Raw genomic sequence first — 17934 nt, 5'->3', positions numbered from 1 at the left:
GACGTCTCCTTGTTGCGCTCGCCGCCCGACGGGCGGGTGAGCCGACCGATGATCCCGCCGCGCACGGTCACGCCGGCGCCCCCACCAGGTGCTTGAGCACCGAGGTGAAGAAGCCGAGACCGTCGAGGGAGGGGCCGGTGAGCGCCTCCACCGCGTGCTCGGGATGCGGCATGATGCCGACCACGTTGCCGGCCTGGTTGGTGATCGCGGCGATGTCGCGCTGCGATCCGTTGGGGTTGCCTGCGACGTAACGGGCGACGACCCGGCCCTCGGCCTCCAGCTGGTCCAACGTCGCCGGATCGGCGACGTAGCAACCCTCGCCGTTCTTGACCGGGATCAACACCTCCTGGCCCGGCTGGAACGTGTTCGTCCAGGCGGTGGCGGTCGCCTCGATGCGCAGGATCTGGTCGCGGTTGCGGAAGTGCAGGTGCTGGTTGCGGGTGAGCGCCCCGGGCAGCAGGTGCGCCTCGCAGAGGATCTGGAAGCCGTTGCAGATGCCCAGCACGGGCAGGCCACCGCCGGCGGCGTCGATGATCTTCTCCATCACCGGCGCGAACCGGGCGATGGCGCCGCAGCGCAGGTAGTCACCGTAGGAGAAGCCGCCCGGCAGGACGACCGCGTCCACCCCGTGCAGCTCCGCCTCGCCGTGCCAGAGACGGACCGGTTCGGCGCCGGCGATCCGTACCGCCCGGGCGGCGTCCCCGTCGTCGAGCGAGCCGGGGAACGTCACCACACCGACCCGGGCGGTCACGGCCGGGCTTCCGCAGGCTCGTCGGTCTCGACCAGGCGGACCGTGAAGTCCTCGATGACCGGGTTGGCGAGCAGCTTGTCGGCGATCTCCCGGGCCCGGTCCAGGTCCGGTTCACCGGTAAAGTCGATCTCGATCCGCCTGCCGATCCGTACCGAGGCGACGTCGTTGACGCCGAGCCGGGGCAGCGCGTTTGCGACGGCCTGGCCCTGAGGATCGAGGATCTCGGGCTTGAGCATGACGTCGACGACGACGCGAGGCACTGGGCACTCCTGACTGTGTACGCAGTTGGGTGCCGACCCACAACGGGCGAGCGCAGCCAGCCTACCTGGCAGATACCGCGCCGGACGCACCGGCCGGACGCCGCTGGAGCGCCGCTCGACCCCACCCGCACGGACCGATCGGGACCGATACGGGTTCGTTGCGATCCCGATACGGCTTCGTTGCCAGCCCTCGGCCGGTCGCGGGTGGCCTGGCGCCGGGAAATCGAGCTGTTACATCACCTTGTTTCAATGAACCTCTTGTGAAACACCTCACCGGGCCCTACGGTACATCGTCAGACGTCGATGTAAAGACGTCGCGGTGGCGGCTCACCCCCGTCCGTCACCGCAGGCCGGCCCGGTGAACCCGGGTCCTGGGAACCCCGAAGGAGTCCCATGCGCATCCGATCCCTGCTCGCGGTCCTCGCCACCGCCATGGCCGCGGTGATGGGCGCCAGTTCAGGCGCCGTCGCCTCACCCGTCGCTCCCCTCATCATCGGTGGCGGCACCGTCTCCTCGGCGCCGTGGGCCGCCGCGGTCTTCAGCAACGGCTCGTTCACCTGCTCCGGCACGATCATCGCCCCGCAGTGGGTCCTCACCGCACGGCACTGCCTCGGCGGCTCGATGTCGGTCCGGGTGGGCAGCGTCTACCGCTCCTCCGGTGGTGTCACCCGCACGGTCAGCGCCACCTACGGCCGGTACGACCTGGCCCTGATGCGCCTGTCCAGCTCGGTGAGCACCAGCTACGTCACGCTGGCCTCCAGCAACCCGCCGGTCAACTCGACCAACTCGATCTACGGCTGGGGCATGACCTGCTACAGCGGCTGCTCGGCGTCGAGCCAGCTCAAGACCGCGAGCGTCCGGGTCACCAGCACGAACGTGAGTGACGCGTACGGCGGGCAGGCGATCCGGAGCACCCGGATCAACGGCAACGCCTGGCGTGGCGACTCGGGCGGACCGCAGTTCTACAACGGCCAGCAGGTCGGCGTGGCCTCCACCGCCGACGGCCAGAGCATCCAGAACTACGGCAGCGTCGCGTACAACCGTGCCTGGATCCGGTCCGTTTCCGGCGTCTGACGCGTTAGCGCCCGTGGCGGCGCGGATGGTGGGCCCTGCGCCCGCCGTCCGCGCCGCGCGGTTTTTCAGCATCCGAGCAGGTGAACAAGGCTCACGATGTGCCGCACCCGGGCCTGCCAGCATCGGAATCGTGCTGGTCGTGACGACGGATCAACTTCCCGGCTACGAGATCCGCCAGATCCTCGGCGAGGTGGTCTCCTCCATGGCCAGGACCCGTAACCCGTACCGCGAAGGGGTGAAGAACCTGCGCGGTGGCGCGTACGACCCGATGGCGCCGGACAACCTCACCCGCTGGCGTACCGACTCGGTGGCCCGCCTCGGCGAGGAGGCCCGGCGGCTCGGCGCGAACGCGGTGGTGGGGATGCGGTTCGACAGTCGCGACTGCGGCGAGATGTGGATGGAGATCTGCGCCTACGGCACCGCCGTCATCGTGGTGCCCAAGGTCCCCGACGTGATGCCCCCCGACCAGCCCCTGGTGGCTGCCGAGACGGCCCAGGAACCAGCCTTCGCCGAGGAACCCGGCAAGATCGCCGAGCCCCCCAGCGCCCCCACCCTCGGCACCGCCCCCGAAACCCCCACCCGCGACTAACCCCACCCCACCCCCCACCCCACCCACCCCGCACCGTGCCCGTCGATCAAGAAGTTCTGGTCGAGAGTCGACCGGATCCTGACCAGAACTTCTTGATCGACGCCGTCAGCGGCGCTGGGGCGGGGGTCAGAGGATGGGGGGTGGGGAGTAGGTGGCGGCGTGGGGGTGGGATTGGACGATCTTGGTGATTCGTGCGGTGACCGCCTGGATCTGGGTGGGGGTGGCGCCTACGAAGGCGGCGCGGTCGGCCACCAGGGCGTCGATCTCGGGGCGGGACAGGCCCAGGCGAGGGTCGGCGGCCAGGCGGTCGAAGAGGTCGTTGTCGGGGGTGCCCTGCTCGCGCATGGCCAGGGCGACCGCGACGGCATGCTCCTTGATCGCCTCGTGGGCGGTCTCCCGGCCGACGCCCCGGCGCACCGCGGCCACCAGGATCTTCGTGGTGGCCAGGAACGGCAGGAACCGCTCCAGCTCCCGGTTGATCACCGCCGGGTACGCGCCGAACTCGTCGAGCACGGTCAGGAACGTCTGGAACAGCCCGTCGGCGGCGAAGAAGGCGTCCGGCAGGGCCACCCGGCGCACCACCGAGCAGGAGACGTCACCCTCGTTCCACTGGTCACCGGCCAGCTCGCCGACCATCGACAGGTAGCCCCGGATGATCACCGCGAAGCCGTTGACCCGCTCCGACGAGCGGGTGTTCATCTTGTGCGGCATCGCGCTGGAACCGACCTGGCCGGGCTTGAAGCCCTCGGTGGCCAGCTCCTGACCGACCATCAACCGGATCGTGGTGGCCAGCGACGACGGTGCCGCCGCCACCTGAGCCAGCGCGGAGAGCACGTCGAAGTCGAGCGAACGCGGGTAGACCTGCCCGACGCTGCCCAGCACCCGACTGAAGCCGAGGTGCTCGGCGACCCGGTGCTCCAGCTCGGCCACCTTCGCCGCGTCGCCGTCGAAGAGATCGAGCTGGTCGGCGGCGGTGCCCACCGGCCCCTTGATTCCCCGCAACGGGTACCGGACGATCAGGTCCTCCAGCCGCTCGTACGCGATGATCAGCTCCTCGGCGGCCGACGCGAAGCGCTTGCCCAGCGTGGTGGCCTGCGCCGCCACGTTGTGCGAGCGCCCCGCCATCACCACGTCGGCGTACTCGTGGGCGTGCCAGGCCAACCGGGCCAGCGTCGCCACCACCCGATCCCGGATCAGCTCCAGCGAGCGGCGCACCTGGAGCTGCTCGACGTTCTCGGTGAGGTCCCGGGAGGTCATCCCCTTGTGCACGTGCTCGTGCCCGGCGAGCGCGCTGAACTCCTCGATCCGGGCCTTCACGTCGTGCCGGGTGACCCGCTCCCGTGCCGCGATCGAGGCCAGGTCGACGTCGTCGAGCACCCGCTCGTACGCCTCGACCACCCCGTCCGGCACCGGCACGCCCAGCTCCCGCTGCGCCCGGAGCACGGCGAGCCAGAGCCGTCGTTCCAGCCGGATCTTCTCCTCCGGCGACCAGAGGGTGACCAGCTCGGGCGAGGCGTACCGGTTGGCAAGCACGTTAGGGATCGTCGTCACCCCGCCATTCTCGCGTCATCGCGGCTCAGCTACCCGAGCGGGTCCAGCCGGATATACTTGCTCCGCAAGTCGTATATAGGGGGGCGCTCGATGACCAAGATCCTGGTGGACGTCGACGACGAGGCGCTGGCCGACGCCGCCGCCGCGTTCGGCACCAAGACCAAGAAGGACACCGTCAACGTCGCCCTTCGGGAAGCGGCCGCGCGGTTGCGCCGCGCCCGGGCGCTCGCCGAGCTGAGCGACCGGGCCGAGGCGGGCGATTTCGACGAGCTGTTGGAGAAGACGACCTACCGGCCATGAGCTACGCCGAATATCTCGTCGACACCAGCGCGCTCGTCCGGCTGCTGCGGGATCCGGCCGTACGGGATCGCTGGGAGCAGCCACTCGTCGCCGGCCTGCTCGCCGTCTGCCCGCTGGTCGAGTTGGAATTCCTCTACTCCGCCCGCTCGGCCAGCGACCGCGCCCGACTGACGGAGCTGCTCCGTACCGTGTTCGGTTGGGTGCCGGTGTCGGAACGGGGCTACGAACGGGCGGCCGAGATCCAGAGCGAGTTGACCGACCGGGGCACCCACCGCTCAGCCGGAGCAGTCGACCTGCTGATCGCCGCGACCGCCGAATATCATGGGCTGTCCCTGCTGCACTACGACCGCGACTTCGACCAGATCGCGAACGTGACCGGCCAGCCGATGCGATGGTTGGCCCCCGCCGGCAGCATCAAGTAGTCCGCCGATCTTTGTTCAGGTCACCATCCGCGGAGAGCCAACGGCTCCTCGCGCGTGATGGCCGCCAAGGCATCGCCGACGTAGTCGACCAGGTCGGGCGGCAGCGCCGAAGCCTGCACCCAACAGAGTTCGCTGCACTTGTCGGGCTCTGCGATGAACGGCTCACCGCGCCAGCGGGCCACCGAGAAGAACAGGTGAAAGTACTCGCGGTCCGCAGGGTCCATGGGCGGGCGAGCACCGACGCCCGTCCCACCACCCAGCGGCGGGACGGCCGATCCGGAGCAGACGGACCGGCGTCCGGTGAGTCAGCGTTCCAGGATGGCGGTGACGCCCTGACCGCCGGCGGCGCAGATGGAGATCAGGCCGCGTCCGGTGCCCTTCTCGGCGAGCAGTTTGGCCAGGGTGGCCACGATCCGGCCGCCGGTGGCGGCGAACGGGTGACCGGCCGCCAGCGACGAGCCGTTGACGTTGAGCTTGTCGGTGTCGATGGCACCGAGCGGGGCGTCCAGGCCGAGCCGGTCCTTGCAGAACTCCGGCGACTCCCAGGCCGCCAGGGTCGCCAGCACCTGCGAGGCGAACGCCTCGTGGATCTCGTAGTAGTCGAAGTCCTGGAGGGTGAGCCCGGCCCGGTCGAGCAGCCGGGGCACCGCGTACGCGGGCGCCATCAGCAGTCCCTCCTTGCCGTGCACGAAGTCCACCGCACCCGTCTCGGACCAGGAGAACCAGGCCAGCACCGGCAGGTTGTGCTCGCGCGCCCAGTCCTCACTGGCAAGCAGCACGGTGGAGGCGCCGTCGGTCAGCGGCGACGAGTTGCCGGCGGTCATGGTGGCCCGTTCGGCGTCCGGCCCCTTGGCGCCGAAGACCGGCCGCAACGTGCCCAGCTTCTCCAGGGTGGTGTCCGGGCGCAGGTTCGCATCGCGGGTCAGCCCCAGGTAGGGGGTCATCAGGTCGTCGAAGAAGCCCCTGTCGTACGCGGCGGCCAGCCGCTGGTGCGACCGCAGCGCCAACTCGTCCTGCGCCTGCCGGTCGACGTTCCAGCGCAGCGCGGTCTGCGCGGCGTGCTCGCCCATGGACAGGCCGGTACGCGGCTCGGCGTTGCGGGGGATCTCCGGCTTGAACGGCTGGGCCGGGCGCAGCTTCGCGGCGATCCGCAGCCGCTCGCCGAGGGTGCGGGCGGAGTTGAGCTTGAGCAGGGTGCGACGCATGTCCTCGTTGACGGCGAGCGGAGCGTCGGAGGTGGTGTCGACGCCACCGGCGATGCCGACGTCGAGCTGACCGAGGGCGATCTTGTTGGCGACCAGGATGACGGCCTCCAGGCCGGTGCCGCAGGCCTGCTGGATGTCGTACGCCGGGGTGCGCGGGTCGAGCTTCGAGCCGAGCACCACCTCGCGGGTGAGGTTGAAGTCCTTCGAGTGCTTGAGCACCGCACCGGCGACGACCTCTCCGACCCGCTGCCCGGCGAGACCGAACCGGGCGATCAGCCCGTCCAGCGCGGCGCCGAGCATGTCCGCGTTGGAGGCGCTGGCGTAGCGCGAGTTGGAGCGGGCGAAGGGGATCCGGTTGCCGCCGATGACCGCGACCCGTCGAACGTTCTGCACGATCCGCCTCCTCGAAAGTGTTGCCCACACCCTACTCACCAGTAGGCTACGCCTATGACCGACAGGTATGCGAGCTTCGTCCAGTCGGGGGCCGGGCGGGCGCTGGTCAAGCGCCTCGGGCTGCCCGATCCGCCGCGACTGCGCCGGCACGCACCCGGCGAGCCGATTCTGCCCGGGCTGGTCCTGCTCGGTGCGGCCACCGGCGGGCGGCTCGCCGAACCGGTCGGCAAGGCCCTGGCCGCCGCCGGGCTCGCGCTGCGTGACCCGGCCACCGCCGTGCCCGATCCGGCAACCGGTCGTACGCCGGAAAGTGCCGCTCTCGTCTTCGACGCTACCGGCATCACCGACTCGTCCCAGCTGCGCCAGCTCTACGACTTCTTCCACCCGCAGGCCCGGGCGGTGCAGCCCAGCGGGCGGGTGATCGTGCTGGGCACCCCGCCGGCCGAGTGCGGCACGCCCCGCGAGGCGACCGCCCAACGGGCACTGGAGGGGTTGACCCGCAGCATCGGCAAGGAGTTCGGCCGGGGCATCACCGCACAGCTGGTGTACGTCACGCGGAACGCCGACGAGGGGACCTGGACCAGCCTGGAGGGAACCCTGCGGTTCCTGCTGTCGGGCCGTTCCGCGTACGTGTCGGGACAGGTGATCCGGGTCGGCGCGGGCCAGGCAACCGCTCCGGCCGACTGGGACCGCCCACTCGACGGGCAGGTGGTGCTGGTCACCGGTGCGGCCCGAGGCATCGGTGCGGCGCTGGCCCGGGTGCTGGCCCGCGACGGGGCGACCGTGGTGGCACTGGACATCCCGGCCGCCGGGGACGAGTTGGCCGCGGTGGCCAACGAGATCGGCGGCAGTGCGGTGCAGCTCGACCTGACCGCCGCCGACGCACCGGTTCGGCTCGCCGAGCACCTGGCCAACCGGCACGGCCGGGTGGACGTGGTGGTGCACAACGCCGGCATCACCCGGGACAAGACCCTCGGCCGGATGGACGCCGACCGGTGGGACCAGGTCATCGACGTCAACCTGTCCAGCCAGGAGCGGATCAACGACCTGCTGCTGGAGCGCGGGTTGATCCCGGCCGGCGGGCGGATCATCGGTGTCTCCTCGATCGCCGGGATCGCCGGCAACCGGGGCCAGACCAACTACGCCACCAGCAAGGCCGGGGTCGTCGGGCTGGTCGACTCGCTCGCCCCGGCGTTGCGCGAGCGGCAGATCAGCGTCAACGCGGTCGCCCCCGGATTCATCGAGACCCGGCTGACCGCCCGGATCCCGCTGGTGCTGCGGGAGGCCGGCCGCCGGATGAACAGCCTCTCGCAGGGCGGGTTGCCGGTGGACGTCGCCGAGACCATCGGCTGGCTCGCCTGGCCGGCCTCCGGCGCGGTCAGCGGCAACGTGGTCCGGGTCTGCGGCCAGAGCCTGCTGGGGGCGTGATGGCCAGGCGTAGACGCGGCGACGAGCCGGCCGACGACCTGTCGGTCGGCGAACTGATCGACGGGCCGACCGAGATCCTGACCCCGCAGATCCGGGCCGCCGCCCTCGCCGCACCGGCCGGCGACGCGGACCTGGAGAAGACCCGCGACCTGTCCGGGCACGCTCCGGCCGGCGGTGGCGACGCACCGACCGTCTCACCTACGGCGGATCCGGCGGCGTCGACGTCCGCCGGCGCGCGCCGGACCGGTACCAGCGGCGGCGTGCCGACCGGCCTGCCGGCGAGCGGGGATCCGGCGGCGCGGGCCCGGGTGGAGTTGCCCCGGTTGCCGGCGGCCGGGCCGTTGTACCGGCGGGCGTTGCTGAACGCGGTGCCAGGGCTGGGTGGGCGGCGCGGTGAGACGGTGCCGGCGGTGGAACTGGCGGTGAGTGGCGTGCCGGTGGATCCGGAGCGGCTGGCCGACTACGACCGGGTCTGCGGGTTCCGCCTCGCCGACCGGCTGCCCGCGACCTTTCCGCACGTCATGGGCTTTCCGCTGGCGCTGCGTCTGATCACCGCGCCGGAGTTCCCGATCCCGCTGACCGCAGTGGTGCACGTCGGTAACCGGATCACGGTGCGCCGACCGGTCACCGTCACCGACCGACTGGACTTCACCACCTGGGCGGAGAATCTGCGTCCGCACGACCGGGGGCGGCAGGTGGACGTCGTACTCGTCGGGTCGGTCGGTGGCGAGGAGGTGTGGCGCGGCGTCTCGACGTACCTCGGCCGGCAGCGCACCCCGGACGGCGGTGAGCGGCGCGACCACGGTGAGCGGCCCCCACCGCCGGCCGTCACCGCCCGCTGGCCTGTCACGCTCCGGGTGGGTACGGACTACGCGCGGGTCTCCGGCGACCACAACCCGATCCACACCTCGCGGCTTGGCGCGCGACTGCTCGGCTTCCCCCGGCCGATCGCGCACGGCATGTGGAGCAAGGCCCGGTGTCTCGCGGCACTGGAGAGCCGGCTGCCCGACGCGTACACGGTGGATGTGGCGTTCAAGCTGCCGGTGCCGCTGCCCGGCGCGGTGGCCTTCAGCGCCACCCCGCTCGATTCGGGCTGGGATTTCAGCCTGCACGACCGACGGGGTCGCCCACACCTGGTGGGCACCATCCGCTGAGCGGGGCCGGGCACTTGCCCGGCCCCGCTTTTTCCGCTAGGTTCTTCTCAAGTCGAGATGTTCTCTGATTGAGAGTGACTGAGCGTGAACGAGCAGGATTTCCTCGCCGCCTACGACCCGCACGCCTACCCGGCGGTCGCGGTCACCGTCGACATCGTCGCCCTGACCATCCGCGACGGCGCTCTGCACCTGCTGCTGATTCGCCGGGGCGAGCAGCCGCACGCCGGCCTCTGGGCCCTTCCCGGCGGTTTCGTCCGGCCGGACGAGGACCTGGTGGCCGCCGCCCGGCGGGAGCTGGCCGAGGAGACCGGTCTCGACGGGGAACCCCTCCGCCGCGTCCACGTCGAGCAGTTGGCCTCCTACGGCGCGCCCGACCGCGACCCCCGGATGCGGATCGTCTCGATCGCCCATCTCGCCTTCGCGCCCGACCTGCCGGACGCGACGGCCGGCACCGACGCCGACGAGGCGGTCTGGGTGCCGGTCGCCGAGCTGACCAACCGGCAGCTCGCCTTCGACCACGGCCAGATCGTCGCCGACGGGCTGGAGCGGGCGCGCGCCAAACTGGAATACACGCCGCTGGCCACCCGCTTCCTCGCACCCGAGTTCACCATCGGGGAGCTGCGGGCCGTCTACGAGACGGTCTGGGGGCACCAGCTGCACGCCGGCAACTTCCACCGCAAGGTGCTGTCGGTGCCGGGCTTCGTGGAGAGCACCGGCGCCAGCACCGAACGCGGCGGCACCCGGGGCGGCCCGCGGGCCCGGCTCTACCGGGCCGGCGACGCCCGGCTGCTGCACCCGGCGCTGCTGCGCCCGGCGCGCGAGGAGACGGTGCGGTGACCACCGACGAGGCGATCCGCCTGGTGACCACCGCCCGTGACGACGACGAACTGTTCGGTGGCGACGCGCCGGAGCGGCGCTACCGGGAACTCGTGGGTGCCCTGCACCCGGACCGGCTCGGCTGGGCCGGACCGGGGATCCGGGCCGCTGCCACCGCCGCCTTTCTCCGGGTCACCAGCCGCTGGCGGGCCCGGCGGGCCACCGTGTTGCACGGTTACCGGTGCGGGCGGCCGGCGTACTCCGGCGACCTGGCCGACCTGTACGACGTCGGTGCGGACCGGCTGCTCAAGTTGCCGCGCGACGCGGCCGACAACGACCTGATGGTGCGCGAGCAACGCGCCCTGCGCACGCTCGCCGAACGGGGTGACCCGCGCTGGCTGCCGTACGTCCCCCGGCTGGTCGACAGCTTCACCCACCGCGACGCCGACACCGGTGCGGAACGCCGGATCACCGTGCTCGGCACCGCGCCCGGGCTGCACAGCCTGGTCGAGGTGCGGCGTGCCTATCCGGACGGGCTGGACGGCCGGGACGTGGCGTGGATGTGGCGGCGGCTCCTGGTCGCCCTCGGCCTGGCCCACCGCGCGGGTCTGGTGCACGGTGCGGTGCTGCCGTCACACGTGCTGATCGACCCCGCCGCCCACGGCCTGGTGCTGGTCGACTGGTGCTTCTCCACCGTGCCGGGCGGCCGGGTGCCGGCGATGGTGCCCGACCACGACACCTGGTACCCGCCCGAGGTGCCCGACCGTGGCCCGTGCGGGCCCGGCACCGACATCTTCATGGCCACCCGCTGCATGACCTGGCTGCTGAACCGCGACGCCCCACGCCGGCTGCTCGACTTCGCCCGGGGCTGCCGGCAACGGTTCCTGCGGGCCCGCCCCGACGACGCCTGGCTGCTGCTGGGCGAACTCGACGAGGTGCTGCACCGCCTCTACGGGCCGCGCACCTTCCGTCCCTTCACCCTCAACCCCTAAGGAGGCTGCCATGGGCAGCGGAGCATGGTCCACCGATGTGTACGACGCCGCCGACCGCTACCGCCGGGCCACCGGCACCAGCGCCTTCTCCTACAGCGACAGCGGCGCCCGGGTGGTGCACCCCGCGCTGGACCCGCGCGGCGCGGTCCGGGAGAGCCGGGACAGCGCGGAACACCCGCGGTCGACCCCCGTCGCGGTCCTGTTCGACGTGACCGGCTCGATGGGGCACGTGCCCCGCGTTCTCCAGGCCAAGCTGCCGCAGTTGCTCGGGCTGCTGCTGCGCCAGGGCTACGCCCGTGACCCACAGATCATGTTCGGCGCGATCGGCGACGCCACCTGTGACCGGGTGCCGTTGCAGGTGGGGCAGTTCGAGTCCGACAACCGGATGGACGACGACCTCGGCCGGATCGTGCTGGAGGGTGGCGGTGGCGGCCAGATGCGGGAGTCGTACGAGCTGGCGCTGTACTTCATGGCCCGGCACACGGTCACCGACAGCTGGGAGAAGCGGGGCCGGCGCGGCTACCTGTTCGTCATCGGCGACGAACTGGCGTACCCGCGGGTGAAGTCGGGCGAGGTGGCCCGACTCATCGGCGACGACCTGCGCGAGGACGTACCGATGCGGCAGATCGTCGACGAGGTCACCCGCCGCTGGGACACCTACTACCTGCTGCCCGCCGGCAGCCACTACTCCGGCAACCGCCGGGTGCTCGACTTCTGGCGCGACCTGCTCGGCCAGCAGGCCCTGGAGCTGGACGACCTGGCCGCGGTCTGCGAGACCATCGCGCTCACCGTCGGTCTCGGCGAGCAGGCGATCGACCTCGACCAGGGTCTGCGGGACCTGGACCGGGCCGGCTCGTCCGCCACCGGCACGGTGTCGAAGGCGCTCGCCCGGTTGGGCGGAAGATCGCGGGCCGAGGTGTCGGAGCTGCCGACCGGCCGGACCACCGGTCGCGGAGTGGTCCGGCTGTGACCCGGACGGCGGCGGGTGTGGTCCCGGGCGGCACGGTGACCGGCGAGCCGGCGGACGCCGTGGCGGGTCGGTGGTCGACGGGCGGGTCGGCGGCGAGGGGGCCGCACGACCAGCACGTGATCGTGGTCGACCTCGGGTACGGCGACGCGGGGAAGGGCACCGTCGTCGACTGGCTCTGCGCGACCCGGCCGGTACGGACGGTGGTGCGGTTCAACGGGGGTGCGCAGGCGGCACACAACGTCGTGCTGCGCGACGGCCGGCACCACACGTTCGCGCAGTTCGGCGCGGGCACCTTCCGGCCCGGGGTACGCACCCACCTGTCCCGGCACGTGGTGGTGGACCCGCTGGCCCTGGCCGCCGAGGCGGACCACCTCGCCGCCGTCGGGGTGCCCGACGCGCTCGACCGACTGACCGTGGACGGTGCGGCGCTGTTGGCCACCCCGTACCACCGGGCCGCCAACCGGGCCCGGGAGCTGGCCCGTGGAGCCGACCGGCACGGTTCCTGCGGGCTGGGGGTGGGCGAGGCCGTCGCGTACGGTCTCGCCCACCCCGACCAGGCGCCCCGGGTGGCGGACTGCCGCAACCCCGAGTTGCTGCGCCGCCGGCTGACCATGCTGCGGGACCGGCTGAGCGCCGAACTCGGCCCGCTGGACGCCCCGCCGGTCGCCGACTGCCTGCCCGCGTACCGGGCCTTCGCCGACCGGGTGGCGATCGTCGACCGGAGTTGGCTCGTCGCGGAGCTGCGCGCCGGCACCTGCGTGTTCGAGGGCGCGCAAGGGGTGCTGCTGGACGAGTGGCACGGCTTCCACCCGTACACCACGTGGAGCACCACCACCGCCGCCAACGCGGAGGCGCTGCTGGCCGAGGCGGGGCTGGCCGGATCGGCGACCCGGCTGGGCGTGCTGCGCACGGTCACCACCCGGCACGGGCCGGGCCCGCTGGTGACCGAGGATCCGGCGCTCGGGTTGAACGATCCGCACAATCCGACGAACCCGTGGCAGGGCCGTTTCCGGTTCGGTCACTTCGACGCCGTCGCCCACGCGTACGCCCTGGCGGTCGCCGGTGGGGTCGACGGCCTGGCGCTGACCCACCTGGATCTCGCCGGTCAGGGCCTCGACCTGCGGATCTGCCGCCGCTACACCGACTCGGACGGGCTGGCCCCCGGCCCACCCGGAGACCTCGACCGGCAGGCGGCGCTCACCACCCGCCTGCTGCGGACCCGACCGGTGTACGACGACCGTGCGCCGGTCGACTGGCCCACGGCGGTCGAGCAGGCGCTGGGCGTACCCGTGGTGCTCACCTCCCACGGGCCGACCGCCGAGGACAAGGCGGTTCGGCTCGACGCCCGCCATGCGGGACGCGGCACGGTCGTCCGGTCGACGGTGGCAACGGGTGGAAGGCCCCATTAGCGGTGATCCGTCCGTCCCGGCCCGGTGCCTCCGCCCGGCAGCGAGCATGTAGCCATGGAGGCCGCGCTCGACCTGATCCGGCACACGCTCACCTCGCCGTGGGTGTATCTGCTGCTGTTCGGGCTCACCGCTGTCGACGCGGTCCTCCCGCTGGTGCCGGCCGAGGCGGCGGTCATCACCGTCACCGTCCTCGCCACCGGCGGCGAGCCGAACCTGGTGGTGGTGTTCGTGGTGACCATGCTCGGTGCCGTGCTCGGCGACCACGTCTCCTACGCCGTCGGGCGCGGCGGCGGCTCGCGTCGGCTGGATCGCTCCCCCGAGAACAGCCGACGCCGGGCCGGATCGCAGTGGGCCCGGCGGGCGGTGTGCCGGCACGGCGGCGTCATCCTGACCTCCGCCCGGTACCTGCCCGGCGGGCGGACGGCGGTCACCCTGACCATGGGAGCGGTGCGCTACCCACTGCGCCCGTTTCTGCTCTACGACCTGATCGGCGGCGGCACGTGGGCGCTCTACTGCGTGCTGCTCGGCCTCGTCGGCGGGCTGGCCTTCGAGCGCGAGCCGATCTACGGGATCCTGGCCGGCATCGGACTGTCGATCGCGGTCACGTTGCTGGTGCAGCTGGCACGCGGGCTGCGCCGCCGCGCCCACCACCGTGCCGCCGGGCGCTGAGGCCCGGCCGGTCAGGCCACGGGCGGACGCCAGCTCAGGCCGTGCAGCAGTTGCCCGGCGCCGAGCCAGGCGACGTTCATCATCTGGGTGGCGGTCTTCTCCGGGTCGGCCTCCGGATGGTCGGCCAGCCAGTCGGCAAGTGACTCGCTCGCACCGACCAGCGCGTACGCGACCACCTCCAGCTCGGTGTCGGCCACCTCGCGCCCCTCGGCGCGCAGCGCGTGGTCGAGCATCCCGGCGACCACCTCCACCAGCCGGGCCCGCATGACGGTCAGCTCACGCGCGAAGGGCTGCTCGGCGCGGGCCTGCCGGTAGAGCACCGCCCAGCCGTCCCGGTGCGCGCCGACGAAGCCGAGGAACGCGCGTAACCCGCGCCACAGTCGCTCGTCGGCGGGCAGGTCGGGGGCGGCGGCACCGGCGATGGCCTGCACCATCCGGGTGCCCTCGCGGTGCAGGCAGGCGACGAAGAGTTCCTCCTTGGTGCCCAGGTACGCGTACACCATCGGCTTGGAGATGCCCGCCACCTCGGCGATCTCGTCCATGCTGGCGCCGTGGTACCCGCGCCGGGAGAAGATCCGTACCGCGGAGTCGAGCATCTGCTGCTGCCGTACGGCGCGCGGGAGGCGCTTGAAGGCGGGACCGGTGGACACCTTGCGAGCATACCTACTCGTGCGTAAGGTTACGCACGAGTAGCCACTGTCCGAGAGGTGCCTTTCCATGACTGACTTCGACCCGGCCAACTTCGCGAACGTCGGCCCGAAGGAGTTCGCCCAGCTCGTCAAGAACACCCCGGAGAGCAAGCTGGCCGAGGTGATGTCCGGCGACCTGCGCGGCAAGATCCTCGGTGAGGTATTCGGGCGGATGCCGCAGCTGTTCCGCGCCGACCGGGCCGGCTCCACCAACGCGGTCATCCACTGGAACATCACCGGCGCCCCGGACGGCGGCACCGACACCTACGAGGTGGTCATCGCCGACGGCACCTGCACGGTCAACGAGACCCCGCAGCACGACCCCCGGCTCAGCCTGACCATGGGCCCGGTCGAATTCCTGAAGATCGTCTCCGGCGGCGCCAACCCGGTCATGATGTTCATGACCGGCAAGCTCAAGGCAAAGGGTGACCTGGGCCTGGCCGCCAACATCGCGAACCTCTTCGACATCCCCAAGGCCTGACATGGCCGAGTTCTCGCTCGACCTGAACGAGGAACAGCGGGATCTACGGGACTGGGTGCACGGCTTCGCCAGCGAGGTCGTGCGCCCAGCCGCGGCCGAGTGGGACACCCGCGAGGAAACCCCCTGGCCGATCATCCAGGAGGCGGCGAAGGTCGGGCTCTACGGCTTCGAGTTCCTCGCCACCTGCTGGGCCGATCCCACCGGGCTGTCGCTGCCGATCGCCAGCGAGGAACTGTTCTGGGGCGACGCCGGCATCGGGCTGAGCATCTTCGGCACCTCGCTCGCGGTCGCCGCCATCTACGGCGCCGGCACCCCCGACCAGCTCGTCGAATGGGTGCCGCAGTGCTTCGGTGACGTCGACTCCCCGGCCGTCGCCGCCTTCTGCAGCTCGGAGCCGGAGGCCGGTTCGGACGTCGCCGCCATGCGTACCCGGGCGACCTACGACGAGGCCACCGACGAGTGGGTGCTGCGCGGGCAGAAGGCGTACGCCACCAACGGCGGGATCGCCGGGGTGCACGTGGTGACCGCCTCGGTCGAGCCGGAGCTGGGCTCGCGGGGACAGGCCGCCTTCGTCGTACCACCGGGCACCGCCGGCCTCACGGCCACCCGCAAGCTGCGCAAGCTCGGCCTGCGCGCCTCGCACACGGCCGACGTCTTCCTCGACGACGTCCGGGTACCGGGCCGGTGCCTGCTCGGCGGCAGGGAGGCGTTGGCCGAACGCCTGGCCCGCGCCCGCTCCGGGCAACGCGCCTCCGGCCAGGCCGCGATGCGTACGTTCGAGCTGTCCCGGCCCACCGTCGGCGCGCAGGCGCTCGGCGTGGCCCGGGCCGCCTACGAGTACGCCCTGGCGTACGCCAAGGAACGGGTGCAGTTCGGTCGCCCGATCATCACCAACCAGGCGGTCGCGTTCACGCTGGCCGACATGCGGATGGAGATCGACGCCGCCCGGCTGCTGGTCTGGCGGGCCTCCTGGATGGGCCGGAACAACCGGCCGTTCACCGCCGGTGAGGGCTCGATGTCCAAGCTCAAGGCCGGCGAGGTGGCCGTCTCGGTGACCGAGAAGGCGGTCCAACTGCTCGGTGGTGCCGGCTTCCTACGGGACCACCCGGTCGAGCGCTGGTACCGGGACGCCAAGATCTACACCATCTTCGAGGGCACCTCGGAGATCCAGCGGCTGGTCATCTCCCGGGCGATCTCCGGGATGCCGATCCGCTGACATGGATCTGCCGTTCATCGTCACCACGCTGACCCGGCGGGGACTGCTCGCCCCGGGTCGTCCGATCCGCGTCGCATCGCAGCTCAGCGCGCTACGCAAGTGGGGTTGGAGCCTCGCCGGCGAACTGCGCCAGGCGGCGGCCCGGGACCCGGGCCGGGTCGCCGTCATCGACGAGCAGGGCACCGGGCTGACGTACGCCGAACTGCTCGACCGGTCCACGCGGCTCGCCCGGGCGCTGCGCGCCGCACTCGGCGTCCAGGCCGGCGACCGGATCGCCGTGCTCGGTCGCAACCACCCGGGGCTGATCGAGACCATCGTCGCCGCCACGCTGCTGGGCGCCGACGCGGTGCTGGTCAACACCGGTCTCTCAGCGGCGCAACTGGCCACCGTGGCGCAGGAGCAGCGACTGCGGATCCTGGTGCACGACGACGAGTTCACCGAACGGACCCTCGGGTTGCCGGCGGACCTGCACCGTCTCGACGAACAGGCCCGCGACGAACTGATCGACACCGCGCTCCCCGGCGAACTGCGCCCACCCGAGCGGGACGGCCGGATCATCGTGCTCACCTCCGGCACCACCGGTGCACCCCGGGGCGCCCGCCGGCCCACCCCGAACGGCTTCGGCCCGCTGGTCTCCATCATCGACCGGATCCCGCTGCACGTCCGCGACCGGGTGCTGATCGCCGCCCCGATCTTCCACACCTGGGGGTACGCGGCCCTACAGGTCTGCTTCGCCCTGCGGGCCACGATCGTGCTGCACCGACGCTTCGACCCGGCCGCCACCCTCGACGCCCTGGTGCGGCACCGCTGTCAGGCGCTGTTCGCGGTGCCGGTGATGCTGCAACGACTGATGGAGCTGCCGCCGCCGGAGCGTCGGCCACCGCTGAAGGTGGTCGCGGTGAGCGGCTCGGCGCTGCCCGGCGGGCTGCCGTCGGCGTTCATGGACACCTACGGCGAGGTGCTCTACAACCTCTACGGATCGACCGAGGCTTCCTGGGCCTCCATTGCCACCCCCGCCGACCTGCGCCGGGCACCCACCACCGCGGGCAGACCGCCACACGGGACCCGGCTGGAGATCGTCGACGACGATGGTCGCCCGGTGGCCGCTGGCCGGGTCGGGCGGATCCTGGTCGGCAACGAGATGCTCTTCGAGGGCTACACCTCGGGCGCTGACCGGACCCGGCAGGACGGCCTGCTGGACACCGGCGATCTGGGCCGGGTCAACACCGACGGACTGCTCTTCGTGGACGGCCGCGCCGACGACATGATCGTCTCCGGCGGGGAGAACGTCTTTCCCGCCGAGGTGGAACAGCTGCTCACCCAACTCCCCCAGGTACGCGAGGCCGCCGTCATCGGCGTACCCGACCCCGACTACGGCCAGCGGCTCGCCGCCTTTCTCGCCCTGTACCCCGGCGAGACCCTCGACGCCGAGGCGGTCCGCGAGTACGTCCGGCACTACCTGGCCCGTTTCTCGGTGCCCCGCGACGTCGTCTTCGTCAGGTACCTGCCCCGCAACGCCACCGGCAAGGTGCTCACCCGCGAACTGCGCCGCTACTACGGCTGAC

Annotated in this window: 20 protein-coding genes; 14 read left to right on the top strand and 6 right to left on the bottom strand. The window is 72.0% G+C overall.

Features of this window, described 5'->3' with window-relative positions; genetic code table 11:
- Window positions 1-67: 67 nt before the first annotated feature.
- Both purQ and purS read right to left on the bottom strand, forming a co-directional pair.
- Window positions 68-751: a phosphoribosylformylglycinamidine synthase subunit PurQ gene (gene purQ, locus V5O40_RS04370; RefSeq protein WP_332904252.1), complete on the bottom strand. Its 684-nt coding sequence runs from the start codon at window positions 749-751 to the stop codon at window positions 68-70.
- The gene (gene purS, locus V5O40_RS04365) at window positions 748-1011 is read right to left on the bottom strand and encodes a phosphoribosylformylglycinamidine synthase subunit PurS (protein WP_210830351.1); all 264 of its coding nucleotides are present in this window, start codon (window positions 1009-1011) and stop codon (window positions 748-750) included. The genes purQ and purS overlap by 4 nt, the downstream gene beginning before the upstream one ends.
- Window positions 1012-1404: 393 nt before the next feature.
- Between purS and V5O40_RS04360 the strand changes: the two genes are divergently transcribed.
- Window positions 1405-2085: a S1 family peptidase gene (locus tag V5O40_RS04360; protein ID WP_269740402.1), complete on the top strand. Its 681-nt coding sequence runs from the start codon at window positions 1405-1407 to the stop codon at window positions 2083-2085.
- A 25-nt stretch (window positions 2086-2110) separates the two neighbouring features.
- A complete protein-coding gene (locus V5O40_RS04355; protein ID WP_269740403.1) occupies window positions 2111-2674 on the top strand; it encodes a YbjQ family protein in 564 nt (187 codons plus the stop codon).
- 126 nt (window positions 2675-2800) lie between these two features.
- Here V5O40_RS04355 and purB read toward each other — a convergent pair whose 3' ends face one another.
- Window positions 2801-4225: an adenylosuccinate lyase gene (purB, locus tag V5O40_RS04350; protein WP_332904251.1), complete on the bottom strand. Its 1425-nt coding sequence runs from the start codon at window positions 4223-4225 to the stop codon at window positions 2801-2803.
- Window positions 4226-4315: 90 nt separating this feature from the next.
- Here purB and V5O40_RS04345 point away from each other — a divergent pair, with 90 nt between their 5' ends.
- Together V5O40_RS04345 and V5O40_RS04340 are read left to right on the top strand one after the other, a co-directional pair.
- Complete coding sequence (locus tag V5O40_RS04345; protein ID WP_332904250.1) at window positions 4316-4525, top strand: type II toxin-antitoxin system VapB family antitoxin; 210 nt, start codon at window positions 4316-4318, stop codon at window positions 4523-4525.
- Window positions 4522-4947 (top strand): PIN domain nuclease, encoded by a 426-nt coding sequence (locus V5O40_RS04340; RefSeq protein WP_332904249.1) that lies wholly within the window; start codon window positions 4522-4524, stop codon window positions 4945-4947. Before V5O40_RS04345 ends, V5O40_RS04340 begins: the two co-directional genes overlap by 4 nt.
- Before the next feature lie 20 nt (window positions 4948-4967).
- On the opposite strand, the gene V5O40_RS04335 is transcribed toward V5O40_RS04340, so the two are convergent.
- Together V5O40_RS04335 and V5O40_RS04330 are read right to left on the bottom strand one after the other, a co-directional pair.
- Window positions 4968-5171 carry an NUDIX hydrolase gene (locus tag V5O40_RS04335; protein WP_332904248.1) on the bottom strand — a complete coding sequence of 68 codons (204 nt, stop codon included), beginning with the start codon at window positions 5169-5171 and terminating at the stop codon, window positions 4968-4970.
- Window positions 5172-5252: 81 nt separating this feature from the next.
- Window positions 5253-6545 (bottom strand): acetyl-CoA C-acetyltransferase, encoded by a 1293-nt coding sequence (locus V5O40_RS04330; protein WP_332904247.1) that lies wholly within the window; start codon window positions 6543-6545, stop codon window positions 5253-5255.
- 54 nt (window positions 6546-6599) lie between these two features.
- On the opposite strand from V5O40_RS04330, the gene V5O40_RS04325 reads away from it, so the two are divergent.
- The 7 genes from V5O40_RS04325 (at window position 6600) to V5O40_RS04295 (ending at window position 13983) form a co-directional block, all read left to right on the top strand.
- Window positions 6600-7973 carry a 3-oxoacyl-ACP reductase gene (locus V5O40_RS04325; RefSeq protein WP_332904246.1) on the top strand — a complete coding sequence of 458 codons (1374 nt, stop codon included), beginning with the start codon at window positions 6600-6602 and terminating at the stop codon, window positions 7971-7973.
- A 260-nt stretch (window positions 7974-8233) separates the two neighbouring features.
- The gene (locus V5O40_RS04320; protein WP_332904330.1) at window positions 8234-9127 is read left to right on the top strand and encodes a MaoC/PaaZ C-terminal domain-containing protein; all 894 of its coding nucleotides are present in this window, start codon (window positions 8234-8236) and stop codon (window positions 9125-9127) included.
- A 78-nt stretch (window positions 9128-9205) separates the two neighbouring features.
- Window positions 9206-9964 carry an NUDIX hydrolase gene (locus V5O40_RS04315; protein WP_332904329.1) on the top strand — a complete coding sequence of 253 codons (759 nt, stop codon included), beginning with the start codon at window positions 9206-9208 and terminating at the stop codon, window positions 9962-9964.
- Complete coding sequence (locus V5O40_RS04310; RefSeq protein ID WP_332904245.1) at window positions 9961-10935, top strand: BUD32 family EKC/KEOPS complex subunit; 975 nt, start codon at window positions 9961-9963, stop codon at window positions 10933-10935. The genes V5O40_RS04315 and V5O40_RS04310 overlap by 4 nt, the downstream gene beginning before the upstream one ends.
- A gap of 10 nt (window positions 10936-10945) precedes the next feature.
- Window positions 10946-11905, top strand: coding sequence for a hypothetical protein (locus tag V5O40_RS04305; protein WP_269740412.1), 960 nt, complete (start codon window positions 10946-10948; stop codon window positions 11903-11905).
- A gap of 119 nt (window positions 11906-12024) precedes the next feature.
- Window positions 12025-13314, top strand: coding sequence for an adenylosuccinate synthetase (locus V5O40_RS04300; RefSeq protein WP_332904328.1), 1290 nt, complete (start codon window positions 12025-12027; stop codon window positions 13312-13314).
- 54 nt (window positions 13315-13368) lie between these two features.
- A complete protein-coding gene (locus V5O40_RS04295; RefSeq protein ID WP_332904244.1) occupies window positions 13369-13983 on the top strand; it encodes a DedA family protein in 615 nt (204 codons plus the stop codon).
- Between the two features lie 11 nt (window positions 13984-13994).
- Here V5O40_RS04295 and V5O40_RS04290 read toward each other — a convergent pair whose 3' ends face one another.
- Entirely contained in the window at window positions 13995-14633 is a 639-nt protein-coding gene (locus V5O40_RS04290) for a TetR/AcrR family transcriptional regulator (RefSeq protein ID WP_332904243.1), read from the bottom strand.
- Window positions 14634-14700: 67 nt separating this feature from the next.
- On the opposite strand from V5O40_RS04290, the gene V5O40_RS04285 reads away from it, so the two are divergent.
- From V5O40_RS04285 to V5O40_RS04275, 3 genes are read left to right on the top strand one after another with little or no spacing between them, the layout of a single operon-like run.
- Window positions 14701-15153, top strand: a complete 453-nt coding sequence (locus V5O40_RS04285) for an SCP2 sterol-binding domain-containing protein (protein ID WP_093403799.1) — start codon at window positions 14701-14703, stop codon at window positions 15151-15153.
- Window position 15154: 1 nt separating this feature from the next.
- The gene (locus V5O40_RS04280; protein ID WP_332904242.1) at window positions 15155-16369 is read left to right on the top strand and encodes an acyl-CoA dehydrogenase family protein; all 1215 of its coding nucleotides are present in this window, start codon (window positions 15155-15157) and stop codon (window positions 16367-16369) included.
- 1 nt (window position 16370) lies between these two features.
- Window positions 16371-17933 (top strand): AMP-binding protein, encoded by a 1563-nt coding sequence (locus V5O40_RS04275; protein ID WP_332904241.1) that lies wholly within the window; start codon window positions 16371-16373, stop codon window positions 17931-17933.
- The last annotated feature ends 1 nt before the right edge of the window (window position 17934 follow it).

It is taken from the genome of Micromonospora palythoicola (assembly GCF_036689795.1).
In the GTDB taxonomy this organism is placed as follows: Bacteria; Actinomycetota; Actinomycetes; order Mycobacteriales; family Micromonosporaceae; genus Micromonospora; species Micromonospora palythoicola.
This window is presented reverse-complemented; position numbering and strand designations above follow the sequence as displayed.

What these genes read in the sequence shown, in the direction of transcription:
- V5O40_RS04345 (WP_332904250.1), top strand. Translation starts at nt 4,316, where the DNA reads ATGACCAAGATCCTGGTGGACGTCGACGACGAGGCGCTGGCCGACGCC.
- V5O40_RS04360 (WP_269740402.1), top strand. Translation starts at nt 1,405, where the DNA reads ATGCGCATCCGATCCCTGCTCGCGGTCCTCGCCACCGCCATGGCCGCG.
- V5O40_RS04295 (WP_332904244.1), top strand. Translation starts at nt 13,369, where the DNA reads ATGGAGGCCGCGCTCGACCTGATCCGGCACACGCTCACCTCGCCGTGG.
- V5O40_RS04285 (WP_093403799.1), top strand. Translation starts at nt 14,701, where the DNA reads ATGACTGACTTCGACCCGGCCAACTTCGCGAACGTCGGCCCGAAGGAG.
- V5O40_RS04340 (WP_332904249.1), top strand. Translation starts at nt 4,522, where the DNA reads ATGAGCTACGCCGAATATCTCGTCGACACCAGCGCGCTCGTCCGGCTG.
- V5O40_RS04325 (WP_332904246.1), top strand. Translation starts at nt 6,600, where the DNA reads ATGACCGACAGGTATGCGAGCTTCGTCCAGTCGGGGGCCGGGCGGGCG.
- V5O40_RS04305 (WP_269740412.1), top strand. Translation starts at nt 10,946, where the DNA reads ATGGGCAGCGGAGCATGGTCCACCGATGTGTACGACGCCGCCGACCGC.
- V5O40_RS04335 (WP_332904248.1), bottom strand. Translation starts at nt 5,171, where the DNA reads ATGGACCCTGCGGACCGCGAGTACTTTCACCTGTTCTTCTCGGTGGCC.
- V5O40_RS04355 (WP_269740403.1), top strand. Translation starts at nt 2,111, where the DNA reads ATGGTGGGCCCTGCGCCCGCCGTCCGCGCCGCGCGGTTTTTCAGCATC.
- V5O40_RS04275 (WP_332904241.1), top strand. Translation starts at nt 16,371, where the DNA reads ATGGATCTGCCGTTCATCGTCACCACGCTGACCCGGCGGGGACTGCTC.
- V5O40_RS04280 (WP_332904242.1), top strand. Translation starts at nt 15,155, where the DNA reads ATGGCCGAGTTCTCGCTCGACCTGAACGAGGAACAGCGGGATCTACGG.